The organism is Clostridium puniceum (genome assembly GCF_002006345.1).
Taxonomy (GTDB): Bacteria; Bacillota; Clostridia; order Clostridiales; family Clostridiaceae; genus Clostridium; species Clostridium puniceum.
Genome location: NZ_LZZM01000056.1, coordinates 1 through 4,273 on the forward strand (window position 1 = coordinate 1; position 4,273 = coordinate 4,273).

Sequence of the window (4,273 nt, forward strand, 5' to 3'; positions counted from 1 at the left end):
CTCCAACTGCTTCCAAGCCTCTATTTCTTTGCTTAATTTTAGCTTCATCTTTTTCATATATCATCCTTAAGGCGTCATGATGTTTTATGATTTCAGCAAAAGATTTTTTAAGTATTTCTTCCTTTATACCATCCTTTTTATAGAAAACAAAAGCTTGATTCCAGTGATTTTTCTTTAAAAATTCATTTTCAAAGAACCACTTTTGAATTGGTGCTAACTCTGCTTCACCTTCAACTACACTTTGATCTACTTCATTATTTTTGTATTTAACCTTCTCACTTAATTGTTTTATTGTTGGATTTTCCATTATATCTTTAACTTGAAGACTTATATTATACTTTTGAAGTCTTGATACTATTTGTATTGATTTTATTGAGTCTCCACCTAATTCATAATAATTATGGTTAATTCCTATGCTTTCTACTCCTAATACTTCTTTCCATACATCAATTAAGCATTCTTCAGTTTTATTTCTTGCTTCTTCACATTCCATTTCTACCATTTGTGATATATTAGGCTCTGGAAGTGCTTTTCTATCCACTTTTCCATTTGCTGTTAATGGTAATTGTTCTATCTGCACTATATAGTTCGGAATCATATATCCTGGTAATTCTTTTAAAAGTTCTTCTCTTAATCTTGAGGATGATATTGCTGCATTTGAAGTTACATATGCACAAAGGTATTTCTCTCCGCTATTATTAGATTTATCAACTACAATTGCTTCCGTTATTTCTTCCAATTTTAAAAGTTGAGCTTCGATTTCCCCTATTTCTATTCTATAACCTCTTATTTTTATCTGTTGATCTCTTCTACCCAAAAATTCTATATAACCATCCTCATGTACAACGCCATAGTCTCCAGTTCTATACAAATTACCTAACTCCACATGTTTAATAAAAGCATTCTTGGTCTTTTCTTCATCATTTAAATATCCTTTTGCTAAACCTATACCTCCTATATAAAGTTCTCCTTGAAATCCAATAGGACATAGTTTCTTATGATGATCAAGTACATAAAATTTTTGATTCCCAAGAGGCATTCCATATGGTACAGTTTTCCAATTTTTATTTATTTCCTTTATTGGATAATAAATGGACCATATTGAAGCTTCTGTTGCTCCACCAAGGCTTATTATTTCTGCATTTAAAAAATGCTGTTTTATTTTTTCTAATAAGCTTATAGGTATATAATCTCCACTAAGCATAACTAATCTTAGGCTACTGCTAAAATAATTCTCCTCAAGAACATCAGTAAGTATATTCATTATTGCAGGTACTGAGTTCCATATAGTTATGTTCTTTTCTCGCAAAACAAGTTTTAAGTTTTCAGCATCCCTCTGATCCTTAATTATAACAAGAGTTGCACCGGTACTTAAAGCACCAAATATATCATATACAGACAAATCAAAACTCATTGCAGATAACCCAATTATTCTATCTTGACTTGTCACATTAAATTTCTTATTTACATCTATTATTGTATTATTTACAGCCTCATGAGTAATAATTACTCCCTTAGGATTTCCAGTACTACCTGAGGTATATATTATATAAGCTAAATCATCTGATATGCTTGCAGGTTTCAAGTTTTCAAAATTTCCTATATATAAATTACTATCATCTAAGTTTACTGTTTCTACTTTTTTAGTTAAATTTTCTATCCGTTCCATAAAGTTCTTTTGAGTTAATATAAACTTTAGGTCACTATTTTTTATTATATATTCAATTCTATTATCAGGATATTCAGGTAAAATTGGTAAATATGCTCCTCCAGCCTTTAATATGGCCATAATACCTACTATCGCTTCTAAGGATCTTTCTGCCATTACCCCAACTATTGTATTTTGCTGCACTCCAATATCTCTCAAATTTCTTGCTAATTGATTTGCTTTTTTATTTAGTTCTTCATAAGTTAATTTATTATTCTCAAATTCTAATGCTATATTGCTTGATGTTTTCTTTACTTGTTCTTCAAATAATTCCTTCAATGTTGTATCTTTAGGACAGTCAATTTCTGTTCCATTAAAATCTATTAATATTTTTTCTTTCTCTTCTTTTAATAGCAATTCTAGTTTTTCTATTTCTACATTATAATTGCTAAATAAATTTTCTGCTAAAATTATATATCTTTTCAAAAAGTTTTCCATGACTGATTTTTGAAATTTGTTGTCATATCTAAGCTTAATATTAATCCCATTTCCGTCTCTCGAAAATATAAATAATAATTCTAGTTTATATTCATCAACATGTTTTAATTCATGAATATTTTCAAATATAATTCCCACATTAACTAATGAATCTATTGGTTCATCAGTTAAACCTATCTTTTCCCAGATTTTTTCTATAGGATAATCACTATTATTATAAGCATCTAAAACCGTAGTTTTAACACCATTCAAAATTTCTTTAAAATTCATATTTTCTTCTAATCTATTGTGTAGTAATAAAACTTTGTTAAATTCATCTTTGCAACTATTTTTTAATATAGATGTCATTAAACATATTTCATTTATATCAGTAACTTTATGCAAAAATATTTTAGAAATAGAATCCAATACCACAAATATCTGCAAATCATTATTCTTGCTTATTTTTATAATTTTATTTACTAACTCTTCTGGAATAGTTAATTCTACACTACTTGTTGTATAATTATTATTTACACTTTGATTTTGTATTGGTAAGTCTAATTTTTCAATTTTATTTTCTAATTTATTATTCCAATACTCTAGCTGATTTCTAAATTTTTTCATTGAAAGTATAATATTCTCATTTCCCTTAGTCATCAATAAATATTCTCCTTATATTATATTTAATTTTGCAGATATACTTATGCTTAATATATCTGCAAAATATTGTAAAAGTTATTTCTAATGCTTAGAATGAAAAATCAAAATCGTCAATTATAACTTCATCTTCTTGTTCAATATATTTTTCATATTTATGCATTTCCTCATCTGATAGTATTTTTATTTCACATAATTGTATATCAATATTGTTAATCACTTCTTGAATAAGACTAATAAAATGTTCTGTCATTGCTTCTATTTTTTCCTTTTTAAATAAGTTAGTACAATATTCCAAACTGAAACTTATACCTTCCTTTATTTCTACTGCTGTTAGTGTTAAATCAAATTTTGCTATGTTTAAATTTGGCTCAATAGATTTAATCTTTCCACTATCTTCTGACAGATTTAAGTCTATATTTTGAAGTACAAACATTGTATCAAACAATGGATTTCTACTTGCTTCTCTTGTTAAGTTCAACTTATCAAGTAATGTCTCAAATTGATATTCTGTGTTTTCAAAATCCCTTAGTGTATTATCTCTTACTTCCTCCAAGAATTCTTTGAAGGTTTTATCTCCCTTTGGATAATTTCGTAAAGCTACAGTATTTACAAACATTCCCACTACATTTTCTAGTTCTGTTTGTGGCCTTCCTGCCTGAGCTGTTCCTACTATAATGTCTTCCTGTCCACTATATTTTGACAACAGAATATTATATGCTGACAGTAGTACTGTATAAAGTGTTGCACCTGTATCTTTAGCTATATTATTTAATTTATCTGCAGTTGTTTTGTCTATAACAAAATTTATTCGATCTCCCCCGTAACTTTGTACATTTGGTCTTTCATAGTCTGTTTGAATATTTAATACAGGTATTTCTCTCTTAAATCTATTCATCCAATACTCTTCTTGTTCCTTTATAATGCCTTTCTCTTCCAAATTATTCTGCCATTCTGCATAATCTTTATATTGTAATATAAGCTCTGATAATTCTGCTCCTTTATACATCTTCACAAATTCATCCATCAATATGCTTGTGGATACTCCATCTACTATAATATGGTGGAAATCTATCATGAATATATATTTTGATGCTCCACATTTTATAAGTTTAGCTCTCATCAGTGGTGCTTTTGTTAAGTCAAAAGGTCTGATAAAGTTATTTATTTTATCCTCAACTTCACTGCTCTCCAGTTCTTCGTATATATAGTTAAGCTTCCATTCTTTTTCTACTTTTTGTACAATCTCACCATCTAATACTTTAAATCTTGTCCTTAATGCTTCATGCCTTCTTACTAATTTATTTAGTATCTTTTCTATTTTTTCTTTATCTAGTTCTTCATTTATTTCTAACATTATTGGAATATTATACACAATGCTGGTTTTATCCATTTCCCATACTGCAAATAATCTTTTCTCTGCAGATGATACCTTATAATATTCCTTTTCTTCTGCTTTATCTATTGCTATATATTCTTTTTTATCTG

Annotated in this window: 2 protein-coding genes; both read right to left on the reverse strand. The window is 27.8% G+C overall.

Going from position 1 to position 4,273, the window contains the following annotated elements; all coding sequences use genetic code 11:
* On the reverse strand, positions 1-2,785 hold a 2,785-nt coding region (locus CLPUN_RS05040), incomplete at its 3' end, for a non-ribosomal peptide synthetase (protein WP_143328979.1).
* A 91-nt stretch (positions 2,786-2,876) separates the two neighbouring features.
* A partial coding sequence (locus tag CLPUN_RS05045; protein WP_242954045.1) for a condensation domain-containing protein occupies positions 2,877-4,273 on the reverse strand: 1,397 nt, incomplete at its 5' end.